The organism is Mesorhizobium sp. M5C.F.Ca.ET.164.01.1.1 (assembly GCF_004792125.1).
GTDB classification, from domain to species: Bacteria; Pseudomonadota; Alphaproteobacteria; order Rhizobiales; family Rhizobiaceae; genus Mesorhizobium; species Mesorhizobium wenxiniae.
Map to the genome: position 1 here is coordinate 1 of NZ_SRTG01000221.1, position 370 is coordinate 370.

The window sequence follows — 370 nt, forward strand, 5'->3', positions numbered from 1 at the left end:
TGCAGCTGGTCGAGATCGCCAAGGCGCTGAGCTACGACAGCAAGCTTCTGGTGCTCGACGAGCCGACGGCGACGCTGACGCCGCCCGAGATCGAGCGCCTGTTCGCCATCATCAAGCGGCTGAAGGCCAAAGGCGTCACCATCATCTACATCTCGCACCGCCTGCACGAGGTGTTCGAGATCGGCGACCGGGTGACGGTCCTGCGCAACGGCAGGCTGGTCGCCACCCGCGACCTGCACGGCCTCACCGTGCCCGACCTGGTGCGCATGATGATCGGCCGCGACATGCCGCAGCCCATGCCGGCAGTCGCACATTCCGGCGGGGAAAAGCGCCTTGAAATCGTCGGCCTCGACCATCGACCCGACGATCC

At 66.2% G+C, this 370-nt stretch carries 1 pseudogene; it reads left to right on the forward strand.

Features of this window, described 5'->3' with window-relative positions:
* A pseudogene (locus EN807_RS33220) lies at positions 1-370 on the forward strand (ABC transporter ATP-binding protein); the annotation flags it as partial.